Genomic DNA, 16,068 nt, shown 5'->3' on the forward strand with positions numbered 1-16,068 from the left:
AAAATTACTTACCCTGAATGTTCCATTCAGGTTTTAACCTAATTATTAATTCCAATTCAATTGTTGTTCTCAAAGAATCGGGTTCAATCAATATAGTTTTAAATGTTATTTTCTTGCCTTTGGCAAGTTCTTCTCGCACTCTATTCCATTTGGAAACTGCACCATTCTGTACATTGTTTTCATCAACCGAAAAAGACTTACCAAACAAGTGCTGGTCAAGTCTAGTTTTTATGCCTTTTACTTGCCTTTGACCAATGTACTTTAATTGATTGTCTGAAAGAAGAAAATATATATTTCCATTAGCACTAAGTCGATCTTCATTTGTTCTATTCTTAACAGGGGCATTTTTATACTCTTCTAATGCTATTTGAGTAATCTTATCTATATCTTCCTCAAAATTCATCGTTTTATTGAACTTTTAAGTTACTATTCCGTAAGGATTATAAATCTGTGCTATCTGGATTATCTCTAAATTCATCTAATTTTGGTGACGTCGAAACTGTCTTAGCCTTTCCTTTAACCATTGTTTCAGAAACGAAAACAACCTGCCCTCTTTTATTGACAAAATAATCTGATCGGAGAACTCTAAAAAATCCTTTTCTGAAATGCGGTATTTTTGAATGCTTTGAACTTTTGTCTTCTCTGACCTTTTCAGATAGTTTTAATGTAAAATTTCTTGCCGACATATCTTCGCTTCTTTCCAACAGATTCTTTGGAACACCATCGGCAACACAATCTGGGAAGCAATTTATATAAGCGATTGTATTAATAGCGAGTCGGAACATTCTTGATTGGATTTGAGATTCTTCATCATCTTTCTTGTTGACTTCAGCATAGAACTTATCCGACATTCGACCACCATTTTCCCCTAATGAAAAGTATAGTTCCAAACTTCCATCTTCCTCAACACTCAAAGAAAAGGCATACCCATCTGATTCGTAGGGTAAATGCAATGCAAATCTATATACAATATGATTACTATTCGTTTTTGAATATAAATGAAAGATATCTCTGCTTTCACCTTTTTCGTAGAGAAATTTTTTTACGCCTTCTAAATCTGACAATGAGGTAGTCTCGAGAAAGTCCCGCAATTGTTTATCAATAAAGAAAATATGCAAAAGTTCTCCTTTCGAATCGTCTCTCCACAGTTCTAATCCTGATACTATAATTTGTCTCGAATCATTACTTTCGAAGGTTTTCATAGGAGCACCTAAAATATTTTGCCGAAGAACAGCGAATATTTGATCATCTGTAAAATTCGGAGTCAACTTTTTTTGAGTTCCATAGAAATGTTGCCAAAAATACTTCAGTGGTTTACTGTAATATACTTTTCTAGCCATGTCGATTTTATTTCATTATCATGTTGTCAAACAATTGTAAATAAGGTAATTATATATCCACTGGTAGATATTATAAATATATAAAATATAGCTGCTTGAACGTATCAACAGTTGATCGTTTATTTAGATTTTGCTTTTAAGATTGAATAATTTAATGCCTTTTAAAAACTTTCCATCACTAATGCCATCTTTTTTAGATAATGTAAAATGGATAAAGGAATTTTCTCCAAGACTTCCATCAGTGTAATGAATATTACTAAGTTCTAAGATATCATCTAACTTACCTTTAACAATGCAATTTTTAAGAGTTTCTTTTACGGATTCGTCATTGTAAAAAGAAGTGTTTTTAATTCCTAAAATTTGTTCAGTTAACCTATTGAATTCAAGTCGGAAAAATTGAAAGCTTTGTTTCATTATTTATTCTTTTCTGATCGTTTATTTGAACTTTTTCTTTATAGACCTTAAAGATAATCCAGATGTGGAATACTTAGGTGGTGATTTTAGAATTGGTATATATTGTCTTAGTAGACTCAAATCGTCTGCAAAGTCAAAATTAAATTTAAGCGTTTTTCGATTAATGGCTGGAATTACCCCTATTTGAGAAGAATCTTTATAAATACTAATCCAGGAATCAAAGCCTTGTAAATCCTTCGTTTTGTTTTCATTGAAAATGGTAAAAATTACATATTCACTTCTACTCATATTGTAATAATATATCTTGCAACCTCTATTGTAATCTCCTATTATATCTATAGTATCTTTAAACCCTAGTGCAAATAGTGTTTGGATTCCTTTTTCAATCATCGTTTTATTGAACTCTTAGTACATGTTAATACACTTTTGACAACAAATAACTTTATTCATAATCTTCCATAAAAGCATCTCTGGCAATTTCTAGTTCTCTCAAGACAAGATTATTTATATCTTGAATTAATAAAGTCTCATTCATATCTTTTTTTAAGTCTTCTCTCAATGCACATTGACAATAAGCTCTTATAAAAGGATTATTAAAATAGTATGAATTAGAATTTTTGTTGAACCTAATAATTTCTGCTCTTTCAGATGTCGTCAGCTCATCAAGATATTTTTTTAGATTATTACCCTTGTACTTTTTGTCCTTTATTTTTAACTTATCCTTGATTTTATAAAAAGGAATTTCCTTCTTTGGAAACAATAGCATTATTTTTAAAAGATCATCTGGGTTTTCGTATTTTCTTTTATTAGTAATTTTAGTGGCTTTCTCAAAAATAGATTTATATGTATCTGAATTTTCTTCTAGATATTCTCTTATAACTCTATCAAAAGTATTTAAATTGATCTTATTACTTTTATTCGAATATGGCTTAATAGTTTCTTGGATTTGATTTTCTTCACATGATAAAAGTGCGAGTTGATGTGTTATTGCAGGTAGTCCATTTGAATATTCAACTACTCTTTTTTTAATATATTCAGGTATTTCAATTTTTAATAATTTTTCTCCTAAAGAAAGAATTTGCATTAATTGACTATCAGACATAAGAGGCACTTCAATTTCTGAGATTCTACTTTTCATTTCAGAATCGTACTGTATTACCTCGCGAGCTGAATTAACCGCTCCCAGAGCAATTATTTTTAGTTGAGGAAAGTCTACAGAATTATCCATAAAGACTTTCATAATTTGAGATAATAATGTTTTGTCTTCGGTTTTAATTTTATGATAGTCTTCCAAAACCCAGCCACATTTTGACATACCTAAAAATTTAGCCAGTGTTTGAGGGGAGATAGGTAAATCAACTACTCTTTTAGCTATTTGCTTTTTACTTTCAGATAACTCCGCTGTTAATGATGCTTTAATACCAAAATATGATGCGCTTAATCCTCCTCCTATTTTTTCTCCTTTATTTATTTCTTTCTGCGGTAAATAATAGGTCTCAAGTTGATTAAAAGCATCAACAATTATATCAGTTAAGGTCATACCAGACATGCATCTGGTTGTTATATAATTTAATTTCTCTTCTTTTAATTTTTTTCTTAGTAAGGTTGTTTTTCCAACTCCTGAATGACCATAAATTATTATTTGTTTACCAGGAGTCGACAATACTCGTTTTAATCTCTTGTTCACAAATTCTCTTTCTACGAAAGTGTAATTTGCAGGTTGGCTAGGAGTAAAAACCTCTGTTATTTTAAAATATTTTTTTTTCATATAACTATTGGTAACAAATGAATAAAGAACTTGTCTTTTATTTTATTGGTATTTTTTATGTATATATTAAAACTTCAAGTTATCATTTTATTAAATTTTTAACTTCTCGTGTATCTTGTGTTTTCTTTCCGAAGAAAACATATGTCATACATTAAATATTAGCTACCGGCTTCTTTTATTATTGGCATTAGACACTCTTCATATTTCCAAACGATTCCTAACTCAGCTTGATATTCATCGGTTTCTTGTCTTTCTCTTCCAGAATAAACACCAATCAAATCAATTCTACCATCACTCCAATTCAAAGTTCCAGAAGTAGTAAATATCTCAAGCTTATTACGTTTTATTACTGGCGAGCCTGACATACCAGTTTTTGTTTTTCCATCTACATAGAACAGGGGTAGTTCCCCAAACAAATTAGGTTCAGATGCTATGGTTGCACCTTTATAAATAGGGAATTCGTTAGGAGTCGTATTTGCTGGTAATGGATAACCAACTATAAAAACATCATCCATTACATTTAAATTTTGTTCCTTTTCTAGCTCTTTAGTTAAATCAAATGCAATTACATCTAATTTAGAAACTGCTTCAATTTTTTTTGTTATTTCTAGTACAGCTACATCTATTCTGCTACCAAGAGTTGGATGTTCTAACCACAAAGGTTTATCCGTATATACCTTTTCCTCGTTTTCTATTTTTGAATCATACAATTCCAAATTATTTATTTCACATTTCAACGGGATTAGTGTTGATTCATTTTTATTTGCTGCAATAACCATTTTTATATTAAAGAATCCAGGAATCGCACCAGATTTATGGAGTGTTTGATTTGTTTGGAAGTTTTTACCAGATACCATATGCCAGTTAGTAACTAAATAGAACTTGTTATTTACTCTGCATATAAATCCTGAACCCCAAGTTAAATGAGCTTTGGTGTTTTCAGCAAGAACTTCAATTCTAACAGATCTTAAGGAATTTTCATGAACTTTACTCATTTCTATACTTCTTATAGCTAACAATGAAACAAAGGACAGGTCCTTTATATTCCTTGTGTTTTTATTTAAAATTTCAAATTATCGTTTATTTAAACTTTAATTTAATAGTTTAGTAACCACAAATTGATTGATTTTTTTCCATTGTTCGATACTACAAAGGCTAACAAAAACTTCATCATCTTGATAATTTGTGAACTCTTTTAATTTCATACTTACTGTTTCTTCTTTGGTATATAAATATATTGCCATATCCGGGGTAAATATTACATACAAATCCTCTGAAGCCTGAAAGGGTGTAAACACCCCACGACTAAATTGGTTTTTAACTATAGGTTTGAAAATTATAAAATGATATTTAGGCGTATGAACTGGAGTATTAAATGATTTAATTAATTCTTTATGATTAGGTTTTAATTGGTTATTCAGAAAAGAACTGAACTGGACTTCAATCTCATTTGGCAATTTAAAACTTTTATAAATTGGTAGTTGCGAAATGGAAACCCTCCAAAGTATAGAATAAAAGAAAAGCTTATTGGCCAAAGGAGCAATTCTTTTACACTTCAATATTAAATCCTGGTCAGATTGAATAATATCAAAATCATTAGCTCTATTGCCATAATCATTAATGGAAATAATTTTTCTAGCAAAGAAGGTTTCAAGAATAGATATACGTTTCTCACAATTTTCGCAAAAGATATAATCTTCTTTCGGAGTGTCCTGTAATTGCCTAGTTTTTCCTTTTCTATCAATTTGCAATGAATATCTCGGACTATTACCCTCAAACAATCTTTTACCTAAAAACTTAGGTATTATATGAGAGTTTTTTTTATTAGCCTCATTATTCTTACAAAGTTTACAAATCATTACTTCATTGAACTTTTAAAGTTTTATATCTAAACAATCATACTAGTTCCCAAATTTCCTCTAAATTCAGATAAAAAAAGATATTGTATATATGGTACAAGATTAGTTCTCATTATTCTTATCTTGAATTGAAAGTACACTTGAAAGAACTAGCACACTCCTCCAAAGAACTAGTGCAATCGCTATGATTCCTGTAACATTAAAATAAAATAATGTAAGTACGTTCAAATTAGGAACAAATAATTTTAACGAATAACCTACTACTGCAAGAATGATGAGTTCTTTTATTCCTATTTTGAGATGCTTAATAGTTTCTTTGTACAACTCAGAATTTAAAAACAGATCGAACAAAGGAGCTTTTTTGTATGTGTCCTCAAGGGTGGTGTTTTTTATTTTTTTAATTGGCTTAATGCTAATTTTAAAACTAACCAAAAGAGTTAAAAAAGTAAGAACAAATCCTGCAGAAGTAAAAGCTACATTCGCAATGTCTGAAGTAATAGATAGTAAAGTTTCTTCTTTTGGTATTGTCAATAAATTTTGTACCATCAAAAAATGGCACACGCCAATTGCGAGTGAAAAGATTATAATATCTATTAAAATGGTATATCTAAAATATCTATCAATCATCCATATAAAAGTTTACCATAAATTGATCAAGTGCTGGCTTTACCAAATTATACATTTCTTTATTTTTTAAATCATCGTATGCTCCTATTTTTAAAATGATTTCTTCTCTGTTTTTCGATAAATTAAAAATGTTTTCCATCCCTTCTTTGTCCTCATACTTCACCTCAAAATTATCAAAAAGCTTTTTATTTCTACTTCTAGATTTAAAGACTTTTAACATCTCCCTAAACCAGTTATTAGCTTCATAATTTATATCAACAGTATTTCCTGAACCTGGTATTTGATAATAGGTCTTGATCCGAAAAAACTTTGGTTTAAATTCCTTTTCAATATTTACCATTGAAGAGTAATAGTTTTTCCGAACATCTGAATCCATCTTTGCAAGATTAGCGGGCTTTAATTTAATATCCATTTGTAAAACGTTCTGTAAACTTTCTAAAGTTTCCTCAATATTGCTAGAAAAAAGTGCTGTAACAGTGGTAGCTTTAGCAATTTTTAAATTATTTGGACCTGCCACATTACGAAGATAATATTCAAAATCACTTAATCTAGGCCCATTATGATTATATTCAGCACATACAATGCACCTTGAGCCACTAAAATCTATAAAAAAATGAGTTTCTTCTGCTATATCTCCTCCTATAGAACTTAGCGGTATAAGTTTATAATCATCATTCGGTTTTAGCTTAGGTTGTTTCCCCTTTCGAAGTAACGCCATGGAACATCGAATCTGTCTTTCTTTAGGATAAAATCTATGGGTTACCATATATATTTCCCTAGGTTCTGGCTTATCCTGATTTTTATGTTTATCAATTAAATGTCCTTTACCTTTATTTCTTTCATTTCTCAAATAATCAAATACTCCTTTCAATATGGATTGAGTATTTAATTTTCCTTCATACTCTTTATAAGGATCGAAACGCAAAGTATTTAAATGTAATTTTAGTTCCCTTAATTGTTTTTTCTTAGCCATTGGCTCATTAAAATATTTATATTAAACATTTGTTGTTTGACAATGTCAATAATTTATCAATAGTTTTATTACGGTTTTCCACAATGCATAACATTTTATGTGTTTTTTTATATTACCACCTTTCTTTCCTATTAAATATTTATACTTTGAACACATAAAATTCATTATGACGGGATTCTACTTTTAAGCCCTTCACCTACTTAAACCAGTATTATTTTTGAGTATAAACATTGTATTTAATCCCTGTAACCCCATACCGATTCTTAGTAGTAACTACATAATTATTCTCAAAAGTATCATCAACCTTAACCACTTCAATATTGATCCCGGCATCAAAAAGTGGAGCTGTACCGCCTCGAATGATACCTTGAGAAGTACGTTGAAAAATCACGATAAAGATAGTATTGGGGTTTTCTTTTCGCAGCCGATCAAAATCTTGAGAAGGTAATCCCGTTTTGTTCCAGCTATCGATTATAATCACGTCAAAATCTTTTGCTGCTTTTGAGATCGTTTTATATCCTTCTGGTAGCTGATCTGTAATATATATGTTGTTCTGGTTCTGAGGTTGCAGATATTCTTCTTTCATACGAGTGATGAGATCAGATCTACTACCAATTTCCAAAGAAAAAATAGCAACTCGATTTCTAATCTTTGCAAAAGCATCTGCTAACTGATAGGTAAATCTGGTTTTACCACCACCTTGATCACCTTCTATAGTAATTGCTAATTCGAATTTTTCCAGATCTCCTAAAAGTCCTCCAAGAGCTCCATTGAGTCTAAATGTGTTTTTTGATTTCGCTATGGGTTGTGCATTGATCGGTAGGAATAAATTTAAAGATCTTTTCTTTTCTTGATCACCTTCCAATCCATTAATATTGTTATCAAATTTTGAAGGATCTTTTAGGATCTTTCTTAATTGTCTTAACCATTTTCTATTAATAACAATTCTAACTTGTTCTTTTAAAATTAGACTATTATGCTGTTTAATGAGTTTTTCTTGTATTAGGGTAAGGTGATCTGCTACTTGGGAATCCTTGGTAATTTGTTTCTCTAAAATTGCTTTTTGGAGATCAAAAATATAGTGTTTCAATTCCTCTCGAGATATAATTCTTCTATGCATCTCCAGGAACCGTTTTATAAAATCTAATTCGATCAATGAAATCTCTCCCAAAAGGTTTTCATCCCTCTTTCTAGATAAATGCGTATTTAATTTATCAAGATATAAGTTAATAGTTTCATTTATTAAAGGTTCTTCGTAATAAAAATCTTTTGCCTCCAAAAGAAATTGATGGCCTTCTTGCAAAGTTTTAGGAAGATTAGTAATTGTTGTAGAGTTGACTTCTTTTTGATAGTTCTCAAACGAAATAACTTGTTTTTTCATAAAACAATACTAGAAAGCAAAGATCTATCGGTTTCTAATTACCTCCGTTTTGTTCTTGATTAGTTATAATTTAGTAATCTAAATTTTAGAGCCTTGGATCGTAATCGAATGTTCTCCAGATTAGGAATACCGGAGAGGTTACTTATTGTCATTTTGATATTATAATTTGCTGTGAGCACTTCAGTTTTCTTTTTATTCGTTTCTTTTGTGACTGCTATCTTCTTTTCTAAGGAATGTTGAAACCAATTGTTTCTACTTTTGTATTTACTTAAAATATTAGATGGATAACTACTCAACAAAAATTTCCCTTTGATCTTACTTAGAACCTCTAACAAATCCCTAAAATCATTTTCTGTATACCCTTTATAATGTCCCATGTCTGAATTAAAATAGGGAGGGTCCACATAAAAGAAACTATCTTTTGTATCTCTACTTTGAATCACTTTTAAGGCATCATTACATTCTATATCTACCAAATCTAAGCGTTCACAAATTGCTTTAGTGAAAGCTTGCTTTTTATTAAAAATAGCTTTGGAAACTCCGTTAGTTTTCCGCTCAAAAGCATAACCACCAAATATCCTTGCAGAAAAACTCATATTGGTTTGTACCCAGAATGCCCAGGCTCTCTTTATGTTATCTTTTTCCTTTTCATCTTTAAGTATTGTTGCAGCTTCTGAATGTAATTTTCTGCTATGCGGTGTGACTTGGATTAGTTTATTTAGTTTAGAAAATTCTTGTTTACATACTTGATAAAAGTTGACCACATCACCATTTAAATCGTTAATCACTTCTACAGGACTTGGTTTTTTTGCAAAAAACACAGCTCCACCTCCTACAAAAGGTTCACAATACAAATTATGTTTTGGAATTAATGACATTATTAGTTTGGACATGGTTTGTTTTCCTCCGTAATAGGTGATTGGGGTTTTGGCTGTTCTGTCTAACCCGTATAATGGAGATATCATGTTTTTTTTAGCAATGTTGCGAAAACAACAAATATTGATTTCCCTTTAAGTCGTGATAAAAAAACAATTACGGAAAAGCATAAAAAATGTGTTAAATAATTTTCTAGCTTTAACCAAATAATCTTTTTTAAAGGATTACATTTTTTAATAAACCTTTCCTCAAGTCTCTTGTAAATATACCCACATATGGGTATTTCGATTCAGATCAATACAATATAATTTTATCAAAACTTTAAAAACAGGTGATATGTTAGTGTTCTCATTAGTTTTTTCTTTAATATTATTATTATTAATCACTTACATGGTCTTTAGAATTTACTTTCATCCACCCGCAGAATGCGATTTATCAGCTGTGATGAATATTACTCTTAACCATCCAAAAAAGTATCAACCAATTCTAGTGGAAAAATATTTGGGTATAACATATGTAATCTTGGGAAAATTCCACAAGAATGATGATACTGACGAAATAATGGTAAATCTAAAAATTATGCATCTCTCAGGTGTAGGAAATTTTAAGATTGAGTCGGCAAAAGTTATTAATCATTCCAAGGATAAAATGTTCATACAAACGATATTGAGTTTCGGAGTAAAAAAGGAAGATACTCCTTTGGACAACACTTGCAAACTACTAGAAGAAACCAAAATAATAACAAAAGCAAAATACCGCCTTCCTTTTAAAAAGGAACTTAAACAAATAGATAAAATTTGTCCCAGATGGGTAGATGGTCATATCTGCAACTTCAAAATACTAAGTAGTGTGCCATAAAGTCATAAATGTATTATTTATTCTTATTCTCTGCTGTAACTGTAGTAACGAAAAGCCTAAGAGTTTTGCTTACGAAATATTGGATGATAATATGCATAGAACTATTATGTTATTGAGACATAAGCAATTTGAGAAAGCATCTACATTTTTGGAAAAGTCCAAGCAAAATGAATTATTTTATAGTTGTCTTTCTTGGGAGTTGAAATTCGATAAATACGGAGAAAATGATTCCATCCTACACAAGTTGAACTTAAAAAGGGAAAAAAAACACCTTCTAGATAGTATTATTTATCAACAACATCTAGGAAAATACTACTCCAGTATCAATAAACAAAAACTTTCATTTTCTAATTATTTCAAAGCCCTGCAAAATTCTAAGAAACTTTCGGATTCCTTATTAATTTGCAAAAGTTTACACAATATTTTATTACTCATGACAAAAAATGATAGTCTATGGAATCTATCTAAACAATCAATTTCAGAGTATAAAAAATTTGCATTCAATGATTTTGAAAATTCTTATGCAGAATATTTTAATCAATACTTTAAAACTGTAATAACCAGGAAATTTAATTTAGATAATTTTAATAATGGGCTGAATTATACAAAAAAAAGCAACATTGATATTCAATCAATTGTCTACTACCAATTTATTGGTGTTGGTTACAATGCTTTAAAAAAAGAACCGGATAGCGCGAAAAAATATTATAATAAAGCTTTAAAATTAATTGATAAAAATTCAAAGCATTACTATCTATTGAATAAAAAAAAAGGCATACTTAATAACCTTGGAATAATTGAATATCAAAAAAAAAATTATGAAGAAGCGCTAAGTTACTTTTCAAAAGCATCAGTTATTAACGTAGATAATAACGTTTTGGAAGCAGATCAAATTATTAATGATTGGCTTAGTAAAACATATGAAAAAAAAGGTGATTACTACAAAGCCTTAGTTTTTCATAAAACAAAGGATTCTATAGAGTTAAGAATAAACAAATTAACTTATACCTCCAAGATCAATGAAATTCAAGAAAAATATAATATAAAAGAAAAAGAAAATGAAAACCTTATTCTAAAACAAAATAGAAATACCTTAATTGTGATGTTACTTGTAGCGGGCTTATTATTGGCAATAAGTTATTTCGCTTATCGTAATTTGCTCTCAAAAAAGAAATTAACTCAAAAAGAAAAAGATCTACAAAAGCAAAAAATAGAAAAACTTTTAAGAGATCATGAATTAAGTAGTATAGATGCTATGATTGAAGGACAGGAGAAAGAACGACAACAAATTGCTAACGATCTTCACGATAACTTGGGAAGTTTATTGGCTACCCTTAAGCTTCACTTTGAAAATTTTAAAATAAAAAAAAATAGAATTAAGGAGGAAGAAAGCATGTTAATCAGAAAAGCTGATGAACTTATTGAAGAAGCCTATCAAAAAGTAAGAAGTATCGCTCATATTAAAAATGTAGGTGTTCATGCTAAAGAAGGACTGCTGCCAGCAGTGAAAAACTTTGCCACGAAGGTGTCCTCTTCCAATCAATTAGTAATTGAAGTAATAGATCATGGTATGGATCAACGACTTGAGAATTCTTTAGAAGTTACAATTTTCAGAATTATTCAGGAGCTTATTACCAATATAATTAAGCATTCTAAAGCATCCGAATCGACAATTCATCTCACTCATCACGAAAACTCCGTAAACATAATGGTAGAAGATAATGGAATAGGGTTTAAGGTTTCAAATATTACACCTAAAGAAGGGATGGGGTTATATTCAATACAAAAAAGAATAGAAAATCTGGATGGTAATGTTACTATAGATTCTATTTTGCAAAATGGAACCACTGTAATAATAGATATCCCAATATCATGATACGATTAGTAATAGCTGAAGATCATAATGCTCTAATAGATGGAATACAAGTTTTCCTTGAGTATGAAGAAGATATTCAATTTATTGGCTATGTTAATAACGGCAAAGAACTATTAAAAATTGTAGAAAAGAAAAGACCTGATGTAGTAATTACGGATATTCGAATGCCAATAATGGATGGTATTGAAGCTACAAAACAAATCCTAAAAAATTTCCCTAAAACCAAAGTTATAGCTTTTACTATGTTTGATCAAGATGGAGCTATAAATCAAATGCTTAATGCAGGAGCTAAAGGTTATATCTTAAAGAATTCAAAATTAAAGGAACTACTAAGTGCAATCCGAGCAGTTTCCAAAGGAGAAAACTATTACGATCCTAACATTTCTATCTCCTCAACTAACACTATTAAAACGAAGGGAAAAGGAATTCTTACAAAACGCCAAAAGGAGATTCTTCTTTTGGTTGCTCAAGGGAAAACAAATCAAGAAATAGCCGATCTTTTATTTATAGGTAAAACGACTGTCGAAACCCATCGTAAAAATATGATACAAAAATTGAATCTAAAGGGCTCTGGAGAATTACTTAGATATGCACTTGAAAGTAAATACAGATTTTAGCATATCTTAACCGTTTGATTATCAGTAAATATACCCTTGTCTGGGTATTTTTTTATGCCTTTACTTAAACTAGATTTGAAATATATTAATCTTATTAAATATTCAATTATGAAACTATTCACATTTATTATCAGCATGTTTTTAATTTATGCTTTCGCATCACACGAAAAGGTTGATTCTAAAACCGCGCAAATCAATGATCTCAACGAAATGAATATTTTGAATCACGAAACAAACATTGATGAATTAAACAACAATGAAAAAACCATAGAAAAAAATAACTTTTATGGTTCGACAACATGGTACTTTAAAAAAAATGGGCGTAAATATAAGATTTGCCAAGACCAAGATGGTATAAGAGTAAAATTGCCAAACGGAAATCATCATAGTTATGGAACCGGATGGACACTTAAAGAAGTTAAACGAAGTCACGGGTTATCTGGTATAAAACCATATAGCCGTTCATCATCGAGTTTTGATTGTGATTAAAAACCATAACTTAATCACGGTTCCCCCAAACGCTCAAATAAAAAACGCACCACTTCTGGTCTAAGGAGTTTGGTGCTTTTTTTATATCCGTATTGTCGTAACTCTTCTAGGTATATATGGATCCAGGAGGAAAAGGTTTTTGTACATACATTATATAATGCCGCCAACTCATATTTGTAGTAGGCCTTTATTTTTACTGGTTGTTCCCCCTCAAAATAGGTAGTATTTGTTTTTGTTACACTCATACTCTCATCTTTTGACATTGTATCTCTTGTAAATACTATTAGCCACTTTTTTAGCCTCTGAAATTGTAGTATAGAACCCATAAATTTTATTGGGTTTCAATCCTCCTCTAAACTGTAAACACAGATCATGTATTGAAGTTGGTCCATTACTAAATACATCTACTTTTTCAGCATATTTTACTGGTTTATATACGATATAAAGTCTTTTAAGATTGATTTTCATTGTTTTCGTTTTTGCTAATATTATAGTTCTGGCCGCTCTTCTTCCACTAATTCTTCTCCCAAACAGTTTCCAATAAACCCTCCTATTAAAATAAAGGGATAGGTTTCCTTTGGAGAGTATCTTTTGGCAACGATAAATCCTAGCATACTTCCTATAAGAGCCAGTCCGGCTTTCTTTGTATGTTTTGATAATCTCATTTTTAGTTCAATCGATTAATAAGTAGCATTGCTCCTCCAGTTAAAACAGTCCCCCAAGCGATCTTTTGTAATCGTCTCCTTCTTTCGTCCCTAAAATCTACAAGAGTTAGTGTAAACGAGTTCCCGTATCGTTTTTGATGTTCTTTTGTAATGCCTATGAAGCGGTCAAAATCTTCTGCGTTTGCAAATACCAAACAGCCTGCAGAGAATCCATCAATTACTTTGGTTGTTCCTTGTTTTCTAGCTCTATGTATATTGATACCAAATCTACCTGTGTGTTGAGTTCCACTTTCAAACCATTTAAATAATCCTTTTCTGTTATAGTTTCTTACTATGCTTACTGGTTTTGTCTGTACTAATGCCTGATACACTCCTCTATGTAATCCCAAGCTATGAGAGTCAATATATTGTCCTTTCTTTAAAAATGCAGTTCCTTGTGGATGCATAGGATTTTCTAACCAATATTGTCCAGGGTCTGTTGTTGCTTTAAATATGTGATAAACCCATTTCCCTTTGTCTGTTGTATAAAACACATGGATCTCATCATCAAACGTATTGCTTCGAACCTTACGACTTCTATACCCTACGATATTTAATCGATAAGGTTCATGGTAAACCTCGTATTGTTTGCTTTTTAATATTTGTAAACTTTTGGTCAACATCCATTATGATAGCTATACCGTACTTAAATTCTGTGTTGGAGCAAAAACGGTTTCTCCAGACTGTGTAAGTATTCGTGTTACTCCATCCTTCATCCCTGTAATATATCCAACCACGGCCTTTGGCAACACCTCTGGAACAATAAAAGTTCCATCCTCAGATCGAAGTATGGTGGGTGTATTGGCTACTGCTAAATTCCATTCGTATGCTATCTGGTCATCGACATCCATAAAATCTTCAACTCCACCTAATGTCGGTATAAACCAAATTCCTCGACTGTTCTGTTTTAATCCCATTCGTCTAAACTCGGCACGGATTTTTACCTTCTCTAGTTCCTTTCTTGCAAATGCTACGCTCAAAAGCGCATTAACTAATGAGGTAACTCTTACACCCAAGATTCTGATGTTTTGAAAAAAGTTGCTCACCTGGCTATACTGTTTTGTGGTACCGATTTTCTTTAACCCCCCTAGAACTCCAAACAAATTTCGAGTATTGGCAGCTGCAATAATCTCATTAGCGATCATTCCAGGATTAAAGGTCGAGCTACCTTTGCTGTTTCCTACCAATGACCTAAATATCGTTTGTGTAATCACTGAAGGGAATCCAGCGGCTCGTAACGCCCGCTCTGTCCCTCTGCCAAATATGCCATCAGGTTGTCCTGATTTTAGACTGGTTTCTTTAATGATCAACGCGGCTTGCCCTCCTTTGCCTAGCAATGCTTTTTGTAGTAATTGCACCAAAGATCCTCTGCTTCCTTTTCGTAATGGAAAATCTCTGGAAGTGGTAACTGGTAATATAGGTGTATTAACAATATCTCTAGGTTTGGGTACTGCAATAGGTTCTTCTATTCCCCTTTGTCTGGCAGCTTTATTTCTAAAAAACTGAAAGGCTAAATATCCTCCACCCAGCAAGGCTGCAATGCCTAAACCATACATTACATATTTCTTTGGAGGTTTACTCCCTGAATCTCTTTTAGGCTTAGATTTTGATTTGGAAATTGTTCTTTTTTTCATCTATTGGTTTTTTAAAAGTCAAAAGAAATTGCTCTTGCTTATCGCTTTGAATTGATAATATCCAGTGCAATAGCATACTCTTGACTAGTCAATTCATTTTTTAAATCTGCCGATAGGTTTTGATTGTATAGGTCTTTATATGCTCTTAATACTCTTCGCATCATGGAAGCAGATGGTATCTGTTCCAATGTTCTGTACACAGCTTCCTCATCTGTTCCCCATCCAAAAGCATTATCATTCTCAAAAGCCATCTTCAATCGGGTGGCATAGCTAGAAGGATTCCCATCATTCAATGCTTGTCGCTCTCTATGGTTTCTTTTTAATTTTCGAACCAGCGATCGTACACCAAAGAACATCCCAAGTCCTAAACCAGTAGTTACAAGGACTGTCGTCACCTTGGAATTGAAATGTATTTGTGGCTTTCTTTGAATTCCTTCCTTTGCCAATGCCACCAATGGTGCTGCCATTATCGTTTATTAATTTTCATTTTAACCAGATTTCTAATAAAAGCATCACTCAAAAAAAGCTGCTCCATTTTGATAATCCCTCTAGCTTTAAAATGTTTATTCATAGTTTCAAAAGCCTTTCTTACTTGATGCGCTTCTGCCTTATCTTTTACCTCGATGGTTATGGTAATTGGTGTTCTCATATT

The 16,068-nt window shown here is 31.2% G+C and carries 22 protein-coding genes; 4 read left to right on the forward strand and 18 right to left on the reverse strand.

Annotated features, from left to right (window positions below; all coding sequences use genetic code 11):
* Window positions 1-4 precede the first annotated feature (4 nt).
* From ACXAGJ_RS15525 to ACXAGJ_RS15575, 11 genes are all read right to left on the reverse strand, one after another.
* Window positions 5-403 carry a GIY-YIG nuclease family protein gene (locus tag ACXAGJ_RS15525; protein WP_474841055.1) on the reverse strand — a complete coding sequence of 133 codons (399 nt, stop codon included), beginning with the start codon at window positions 401-403 and terminating at the stop codon, window positions 5-7.
* A 37-nt stretch (window positions 404-440) separates the two neighbouring features.
* Window positions 441-1,340 (reverse strand): hypothetical protein, encoded by a 900-nt coding sequence (locus ACXAGJ_RS15530; protein WP_474841056.1) that lies wholly within the window; start codon window positions 1,338-1,340, stop codon window positions 441-443.
* A gap of 123 nt (window positions 1,341-1,463) precedes the next feature.
* Complete coding sequence (locus ACXAGJ_RS15535; RefSeq protein ID WP_474841057.1) at window positions 1,464-1,754, reverse strand: hypothetical protein; 291 nt, start codon at window positions 1,752-1,754, stop codon at window positions 1,464-1,466.
* 21 nt (window positions 1,755-1,775) lie between these two features.
* Window positions 1,776-2,144 (reverse strand): hypothetical protein, encoded by a 369-nt coding sequence (locus ACXAGJ_RS15540; RefSeq protein WP_474841058.1) that lies wholly within the window; start codon window positions 2,142-2,144, stop codon window positions 1,776-1,778.
* A 52-nt stretch (window positions 2,145-2,196) separates the two neighbouring features.
* Entirely contained in the window at window positions 2,197-3,522 is a 1,326-nt protein-coding gene (locus tag ACXAGJ_RS15545) for an ATP-binding protein (RefSeq protein WP_474841059.1), read from the reverse strand.
* Window positions 3,523-3,680: 158 nt separating this feature from the next.
* The gene (locus ACXAGJ_RS15550; protein ID WP_474841060.1) at window positions 3,681-4,517 is read right to left on the reverse strand and encodes a trypsin-like peptidase domain-containing protein; all 837 of its coding nucleotides are present in this window, start codon (window positions 4,515-4,517) and stop codon (window positions 3,681-3,683) included.
* Between the two features lie 96 nt (window positions 4,518-4,613).
* Window positions 4,614-5,381 carry a hypothetical protein gene (locus tag ACXAGJ_RS15555; protein ID WP_474841061.1) on the reverse strand — a complete coding sequence of 256 codons (768 nt, stop codon included), beginning with the start codon at window positions 5,379-5,381 and terminating at the stop codon, window positions 4,614-4,616.
* A gap of 102 nt (window positions 5,382-5,483) precedes the next feature.
* On the reverse strand, window positions 5,484-6,008 hold the full coding sequence (locus ACXAGJ_RS15560; RefSeq protein ID WP_474841062.1) for a hypothetical protein: 525 nt from the start codon (window positions 6,006-6,008) through the stop codon (window positions 5,484-5,486).
* On the reverse strand, window positions 6,001-6,981 hold the full coding sequence (locus ACXAGJ_RS15565) for a hypothetical protein (RefSeq protein WP_474841063.1): 981 nt from the start codon (window positions 6,979-6,981) through the stop codon (window positions 6,001-6,003). Before ACXAGJ_RS15565 ends, ACXAGJ_RS15560 begins: the two co-directional genes overlap by 8 nt.
* A gap of 211 nt (window positions 6,982-7,192) precedes the next feature.
* Window positions 7,193-8,362, reverse strand: coding sequence for an antirestriction protein (locus ACXAGJ_RS15570; RefSeq protein ID WP_474841064.1), 1,170 nt, complete (start codon window positions 8,360-8,362; stop codon window positions 7,193-7,195).
* A 59-nt stretch (window positions 8,363-8,421) separates the two neighbouring features.
* Window positions 8,422-9,327, reverse strand: coding sequence for a DNA adenine methylase (locus tag ACXAGJ_RS15575; protein ID WP_474841065.1), 906 nt, complete (start codon window positions 9,325-9,327; stop codon window positions 8,422-8,424).
* A 433-nt stretch (window positions 9,328-9,760) separates the two neighbouring features.
* Here ACXAGJ_RS15575 and ACXAGJ_RS15580 point away from each other — a divergent pair, with 433 nt between their 5' ends.
* From ACXAGJ_RS15580 to ACXAGJ_RS15595, 4 genes are all read left to right on the forward strand, one after another.
* The gene (locus tag ACXAGJ_RS15580; RefSeq protein WP_474841066.1) at window positions 9,761-10,096 is read left to right on the forward strand and encodes a hypothetical protein; all 336 of its coding nucleotides are present in this window, start codon (window positions 9,761-9,763) and stop codon (window positions 10,094-10,096) included.
* Between the two features lie 91 nt (window positions 10,097-10,187).
* Complete coding sequence (locus ACXAGJ_RS15585) at window positions 10,188-11,972, forward strand: tetratricopeptide repeat-containing sensor histidine kinase (RefSeq protein WP_474841067.1); 1,785 nt, start codon at window positions 10,188-10,190, stop codon at window positions 11,970-11,972.
* Window positions 11,969-12,589 carry a response regulator gene (locus tag ACXAGJ_RS15590; RefSeq protein WP_474841068.1) on the forward strand — a complete coding sequence of 207 codons (621 nt, stop codon included), beginning with the start codon at window positions 11,969-11,971 and terminating at the stop codon, window positions 12,587-12,589. Before ACXAGJ_RS15585 ends, ACXAGJ_RS15590 begins: the two co-directional genes overlap by 4 nt.
* A gap of 108 nt (window positions 12,590-12,697) precedes the next feature.
* Window positions 12,698-13,078, forward strand: a complete 381-nt coding sequence (locus ACXAGJ_RS15595; RefSeq protein ID WP_474841069.1) for a hypothetical protein — start codon at window positions 12,698-12,700, stop codon at window positions 13,076-13,078.
* 14 nt (window positions 13,079-13,092) lie between these two features.
* On the opposite strand, the gene ACXAGJ_RS15600 is transcribed toward ACXAGJ_RS15595, so the two are convergent.
* The 7 genes from ACXAGJ_RS15600 to ACXAGJ_RS15630 are packed head-to-tail and all read right to left on the reverse strand — an operon-like array spanning window position 13,093 to window position 16,065.
* Window positions 13,093-13,323, reverse strand: coding sequence for a DUF4248 domain-containing protein (locus tag ACXAGJ_RS15600; protein WP_474841070.1), 231 nt, complete (start codon window positions 13,321-13,323; stop codon window positions 13,093-13,095).
* Window positions 13,324-13,327: 4 nt separating this feature from the next.
* On the reverse strand, window positions 13,328-13,546 hold the full coding sequence (locus tag ACXAGJ_RS15605; protein ID WP_474841071.1) for a hypothetical protein: 219 nt from the start codon (window positions 13,544-13,546) through the stop codon (window positions 13,328-13,330).
* Window positions 13,547-13,566: 20 nt separating this feature from the next.
* A complete protein-coding gene (locus ACXAGJ_RS15610) occupies window positions 13,567-13,743 on the reverse strand; it encodes a hypothetical protein (protein ID WP_474841072.1) in 177 nt (58 codons plus the stop codon).
* Between the two features lie 2 nt (window positions 13,744-13,745).
* Window positions 13,746-14,405: a hypothetical protein gene (locus tag ACXAGJ_RS15615; RefSeq protein ID WP_474841073.1), complete on the reverse strand. Its 660-nt coding sequence runs from the start codon at window positions 14,403-14,405 to the stop codon at window positions 13,746-13,748.
* Window positions 14,406-14,417: 12 nt separating this feature from the next.
* Entirely contained in the window at window positions 14,418-15,416 is a 999-nt protein-coding gene (locus ACXAGJ_RS15620; RefSeq protein WP_474841074.1) for a peptidoglycan-binding domain-containing protein, read from the reverse strand.
* Between the two features lie 38 nt (window positions 15,417-15,454).
* Entirely contained in the window at window positions 15,455-15,883 is a 429-nt protein-coding gene (locus ACXAGJ_RS15625; protein ID WP_474841075.1) for a hypothetical protein, read from the reverse strand.
* Window positions 15,883-16,065, reverse strand: coding sequence for a hypothetical protein (locus ACXAGJ_RS15630; RefSeq protein WP_474841076.1), 183 nt, complete (start codon window positions 16,063-16,065; stop codon window positions 15,883-15,885). The genes ACXAGJ_RS15625 and ACXAGJ_RS15630 overlap by 1 nt, the downstream gene beginning before the upstream one ends.
* Window positions 16,066-16,068: the final 3 nt, after the last annotated feature.

It is taken from the genome of Aquimarina sp. AWH4_224 (genome assembly GCF_056160245.1).

Bases quoted from the DNA above. Each gene is read 5' to 3' on its own strand.
- ACXAGJ_RS15525 (WP_474841055.1), bottom strand. From the start codon at position 403: ATGAATTTTGAGGAAGATATAGATAAGATTACTCAAATAGCATTAGAA.
- ACXAGJ_RS15530 (WP_474841056.1), bottom strand. From the start codon at position 1,340: ATGGCTAGAAAAGTATATTACAGTAAACCACTGAAGTATTTTTGGCAA.
- ACXAGJ_RS15535 (WP_474841057.1), bottom strand. From the start codon at position 1,754: ATGAAACAAAGCTTTCAATTTTTCCGACTTGAATTCAATAGGTTAACT.
- ACXAGJ_RS15540 (WP_474841058.1), bottom strand. From the start codon at position 2,144: ATGATTGAAAAAGGAATCCAAACACTATTTGCACTAGGGTTTAAAGAT.
- ACXAGJ_RS15545 (WP_474841059.1), bottom strand. From the start codon at position 3,522: ATGAAAAAAAAATATTTTAAAATAACAGAGGTTTTTACTCCTAGCCAA.
- ACXAGJ_RS15550 (WP_474841060.1), bottom strand. From the start codon at position 4,517: ATGAGTAAAGTTCATGAAAATTCCTTAAGATCTGTTAGAATTGAAGTT.
- ACXAGJ_RS15555 (WP_474841061.1), bottom strand. From the start codon at position 5,381: ATGATTTGTAAACTTTGTAAGAATAATGAGGCTAATAAAAAAAACTCT.
- ACXAGJ_RS15560 (WP_474841062.1), bottom strand. From the start codon at position 6,008: ATGATTGATAGATATTTTAGATATACCATTTTAATAGATATTATAATC.
- ACXAGJ_RS15565 (WP_474841063.1), bottom strand. From the start codon at position 6,981: ATGGCTAAGAAAAAACAATTAAGGGAACTAAAATTACATTTAAATACT.
- ACXAGJ_RS15570 (WP_474841064.1), bottom strand. From the start codon at position 8,362: ATGAAAAAACAAGTTATTTCGTTTGAGAACTATCAAAAAGAAGTCAAC.
- ACXAGJ_RS15575 (WP_474841065.1), bottom strand. From the start codon at position 9,327: ATGATATCTCCATTATACGGGTTAGACAGAACAGCCAAAACCCCAATC.
- ACXAGJ_RS15585 (WP_474841067.1), top strand. From the start codon at position 10,188: ATGCATAGAACTATTATGTTATTGAGACATAAGCAATTTGAGAAAGCA.
- ACXAGJ_RS15590 (WP_474841068.1), top strand. From the start codon at position 11,969: ATGATACGATTAGTAATAGCTGAAGATCATAATGCTCTAATAGATGGA.
- ACXAGJ_RS15595 (WP_474841069.1), top strand. From the start codon at position 12,698: ATGAAACTATTCACATTTATTATCAGCATGTTTTTAATTTATGCTTTC.
- ACXAGJ_RS15600 (WP_474841070.1), bottom strand. From the start codon at position 13,323: ATGAGTGTAACAAAAACAAATACTACCTATTTTGAGGGGGAACAACCA.
- ACXAGJ_RS15605 (WP_474841071.1), bottom strand. From the start codon at position 13,546: ATGAAAATCAATCTTAAAAGACTTTATATCGTATATAAACCAGTAAAA.
- ACXAGJ_RS15610 (WP_474841072.1), bottom strand. From the start codon at position 13,743: ATGAGATTATCAAAACATACAAAGAAAGCCGGACTGGCTCTTATAGGA.
- ACXAGJ_RS15615 (WP_474841073.1), bottom strand. From the start codon at position 14,405: ATGTTGACCAAAAGTTTACAAATATTAAAAAGCAAACAATACGAGGTT.
- ACXAGJ_RS15620 (WP_474841074.1), bottom strand. From the start codon at position 15,416: ATGAAAAAAAGAACAATTTCCAAATCAAAATCTAAGCCTAAAAGAGAT.
- ACXAGJ_RS15625 (WP_474841075.1), bottom strand. From the start codon at position 15,883: ATGGCAGCACCATTGGTGGCATTGGCAAAGGAAGGAATTCAAAGAAAG.
- ACXAGJ_RS15630 (WP_474841076.1), bottom strand. From the start codon at position 16,065: ATGAGAACACCAATTACCATAACCATCGAGGTAAAAGATAAGGCAGAA.